The organism is Arthrobacter sp. H14, assembly GCF_000520495.1.
Taxonomy (GTDB): Bacteria; Actinomycetota; Actinomycetes; order Actinomycetales; family Micrococcaceae; genus Arthrobacter_C.
Genome location: NZ_KI914647.1, coordinates 98561 through 101934 on the forward strand (window position 1 = coordinate 98561; position 3374 = coordinate 101934).

The 3374-nt window shown below is 63.8% G+C and carries 4 protein-coding genes and 1 pseudogene; 1 reads left to right on the forward strand and 4 read right to left on the reverse strand.

Translation table 11 applies throughout. The features are described 5' to 3' along the window. Window positions 1-209: Trm112 family protein (locus tag Y707_RS31420; protein ID WP_026534920.1), on the reverse strand; the 209-nt coding region annotated here is incomplete at its 3' end. Between the two features lie 92 nt (window positions 210-301). Continuing rightward, complete coding sequence (locus Y707_RS0109595; RefSeq protein ID WP_051441843.1) at window positions 302-637, reverse strand: DUF3499 domain-containing protein; 336 nt, start codon at window positions 635-637, stop codon at window positions 302-304. 158 nt (window positions 638-795) lie between these two features. Between Y707_RS0109595 and Y707_RS0109600 the strand changes: the two genes are divergently transcribed. Next, window positions 796-1329, forward strand: a complete 534-nt coding sequence (locus Y707_RS0109600; protein ID WP_026534922.1) for a metallopeptidase family protein — start codon at window positions 796-798, stop codon at window positions 1327-1329. Window positions 1330-1348: 19 nt separating this feature from the next. On the opposite strand, the gene Y707_RS24830 is transcribed toward Y707_RS0109600, so the two are convergent. Together Y707_RS24830 and Y707_RS31425 are read right to left on the reverse strand one after the other, a co-directional pair. Next, complete coding sequence (locus Y707_RS24830; RefSeq protein ID WP_051441844.1) at window positions 1349-2944, reverse strand: DUF5719 family protein; 1596 nt, start codon at window positions 2942-2944, stop codon at window positions 1349-1351. A 1-nt stretch (window position 2945) separates the two neighbouring features. Further along, a pseudogene (locus tag Y707_RS31425) lies at window positions 2946-3374 on the reverse strand (hypothetical protein); the annotation flags it as partial.

The following is a 3374-nucleotide window of genomic DNA, read 5'->3' on the forward strand; positions in this document are numbered from 1 at the left end:
CCGTCGTGCTGGTCTGAACCCGCCTGCGTCGCCGCCGTCAGGAGGTCGGCCGGCAGCAGCACCGGGATTCCTTCATTAATGCTGTACCGCAACGGCTTGCCATCCGGACCTGGAGCTTCGGAGACCAGCTGGTTCCCGCCCTGGGCGAGAGTGGAACCTGTGACCGGGCAGCGCAGGATGGTCAAAAGCTCAGGAGCAAGGTTTGGCATCGGGAAAATACTCCGGTTATCCGGTGCGTGGGAGCACCTTTAGTCGTCCGGGGCGGAACGCAGCCCCGTGATTCCAGCCTATCGGGCGGATCTTATTCGCGCAGAATACGGAGATGGCCGCGGCGGATTTCCCCGGTCTCGGCTGGAGGCTCGATTGAACCACGCGAGGACCTGCGCTTTGCCACGGGTTGCTCCACCCGCTGGGGGTTCGCCGCTTCCCTGACGGCATTGGCGAGGGCCAGCAGGTCGTCCGGGTTGGGCTCGGCCGGCATCTGCGGTAGCGCCAGCCGGACCACTTCCCAGCCCCTCGGAACTGTCAGCCGGCCGGCATGCTCGGCACACAAATCGTAACAATGCGGCTCTGCGTAAGTGGCCAGCGGTCCCAGAACGGCGGTTGAATCGGCATAGACGTAGGTCAAAGTGGACATAGCCCTGTTGCTGCAGGCTGATCGGGAACATTGACGTATGGCTACCACGACACCTGAGCCTACTATCGTTTGCGGTCCTAAGGCTTTTCGCCATGCGGAGGATTCCAGCATTTCGTGCCATCTCGCCGAGACGCCGTTGAAGGTCTAAAGTCTTGTGTATGGAGAACGGATCGCACTTCACCGTTCGGTTGAAGGCGGAAGCGGCAACGCCTGAAGCTGCCGGTCCCGGCATTCGGGACGGCGCGGTGCAGCCACACGCCCACAGCTTGTTCCGGCTCCGTCGGCGAAACCGGCACGGCCGTGGGCTGAGATCCCCGCTGCTTCCTCCCGGTGCCCCTGCATCGCTGAGCAGAAGCCAGCAGTTCGATCAGTACGTTCTCGAGTCCGCCGAGCGGCTGCACCAGTTGTGGGGATCCGTCATCGATTCCATTGAGTTCCAGGTGGAGGACATTCCCCCGCACCTTGAGGAACTGGCCTCCTTGGGCGGTTGCGCCCCACTTGGCACCTTCCGGCCGGAAACCTCGGACAACCCTGCCGCCATCGTCATCTACCGGCATCCCGTACAGACAGCGGCGCGCGGCCACGGCGAGGTCAGCGAACTTGTCCACGATGCGGTCGTGGAGCAGGCCGCGGAGCTGTTGGGAATCTCGCCCGAAGCCGTCGATCCGATGTACGGACACTTCGGCGGCTGACCCTCCGCGCGAAACCTGGTTAGTAGCCGACGCTGACAGGCAGGCTGCGTTCCCCGTTCACCGCCTCCGGAACCGGCACGACGGCGATGTCCGCTTTGCCGTCGTCGGTAAGCAACTGAGCTCCATACACGGCACCGCCTGAAGCGCTGGCGACGAAGGCCACCACACCGTCTCCGCCGACTGGCAATTGCTCAGTGGTGCCGGCCGCAATGCTTACCGTCCGGCTCTCCCCCGGTTCGCCGTCCGCGCTAATCGGAATCAGTTCCACCTCGGCGTCCCGGAACGGAGCCCCGAACACCAACTTTGCTTCAACGTCGGAAGAGACAGGAATGACATGGCGGCTTCCCATCCGTTCCACGCTGCCGCTGAAACCCATATCCACCGGTTCTCCAGTCTTAATCCCCTTGCTCAGCCTTGCCGTTGCGGCGACCGATACATCAGAGGTGGCGACGACGGTATAGGTACCCTTCGGAAGGCCGCTCAGTGGAATCTCCTGCACGGTTTCACCGGGAACGGTCAAGACTCCATCTTCTGCCAGAGGTTCCTCTCCATCCGGACCTAAGACCTGAACCTTCACGACTGCTTCCGTCGTGCCAGGAACCGCCAGCTGCAATACCGGGCTTGCGGAGCCGTACCCTGCCTGATCACTGATCTCCGACGCGGTCTCCCCGCCCTGAATCCGCACGCCCGTCACGACCTGCCGCGTCGATGGTCCGGAACCCGGCGAAAGGTACTCGACACCACCGGGAACGAGATCGCGTAAGGCGCTCTGCTGGATATTGGCCGTGACCGAACCGCCGCTGCTGTGGACGTGCACCGCCAATTGACCGCGGTCCGGCGCGAGCCCGCCGAGCACGACTGATTCGCTCTTACCCGGCGGAACCAGGATGCCACGGCTGCCGGCGGCCTCGATAGGACCGTCCGCTCCGAAAAGCTCGAGGTCCACTGTGGCCGGCGTGCTGGAGGGGTTGTAGATGTTCAGCAGCGCAGTCTGGCCGATGGTGGTGTTGGCACCGAGCAACCACAGGTCGTTGGCTGGGCGCTGGCAGTTGGCCGAGGCGAGCCCGCGCAGGTCTCCGTCCTTGGCTGAATAGGTCAGGACTGCTCCGACAGCCGCCTCCTGCTGGCCGAGCGGTTGGGCGCGGAGTACCGCCGCTTCGTTGACTGCTTCGGAAGGAACGACGGCGGCGCTGAGGTTATCCCGCACGTCGCCTTCGGAAGGCTTGCCCGCTTTCTCCTGCCCGGCTGGAGAATCCGTTCCTTCCGCGATAGTGCGCAGCCGGTCCCCGCCTCCGAGCTTGGATATAGTGCTGCCTGGAATGGAACCGGTGGCATTATTGAGCACGACGGCGGTCACCGCACTCTTGGCCGTTTCGGACTTCGGGCTGAATTGAGCATCGGTACCGGCCATTGCCCCTTTGAGCAGGTGCGCCGGATCCGGACACACGGACACATAACCACCGGCGGGGACGGCGGTCTTGGGCACTGGAAGGGATTCCGTTGCAGAACCTGGATTGGCGATGAGGGCAGAAGCCACCATGGCAGAGCCCGCACAGATGACGGCAACCGAAACCGCAACGCCTCCCATCCGCCGGGAGCCGGATTTATTCAACATCTCAACCTGCCCTGACTTCCGGCCGGTCAGCTTCCGAGCCAACCCGCCGTCGTAATGTGTTCCGCCGCTTGGCCGGAAGCGGGATGGCAAGCAGCACGGTAAGTCCGATTACGACGATCTGCCCCGCTGCCCACCATGCCGTCCACGGATGTGAGTACTTGATCTCAAGTGAGCCGCCATCGGCAGGCAATGCAAAGGCCTGTGACCAACCATCGGCCGTGGCCGTGAGTTGCTCCCCATCCAGCCAGGCGGACCAGTGCGGGCTCTTCCGCTCAGCCAGCGCCACAAGGCGGTTGGCACCGCCGTCGGAAATCTCTGCGGACACTTCAGTTCCGCTCGACCGTATCCCTGCGACGGTCCGGCCTTCCCCGTCCACGATCCGCGCCCTGGAAGTTGCTTCGGCGGCCTTCTGTGCATCGTCGGCGGTGGC

Bases quoted from the DNA above. Each gene is read 5' to 3' on its own strand.
- Y707_RS0109600 (WP_026534922.1), top strand. From the start codon at position 796: ATGGAGAACGGATCGCACTTCACCGTTCGGTTGAAGGCGGAAGCGGCA.
- Y707_RS0109595 (WP_051441843.1), bottom strand. From the start codon at position 637: ATGTCCACTTTGACCTACGTCTATGCCGATTCAACCGCCGTTCTGGGA.
- Y707_RS24830 (WP_051441844.1), bottom strand. From the start codon at position 2,944: ATGTTGAATAAATCCGGCTCCCGGCGGATGGGAGGCGTTGCGGTTTCG.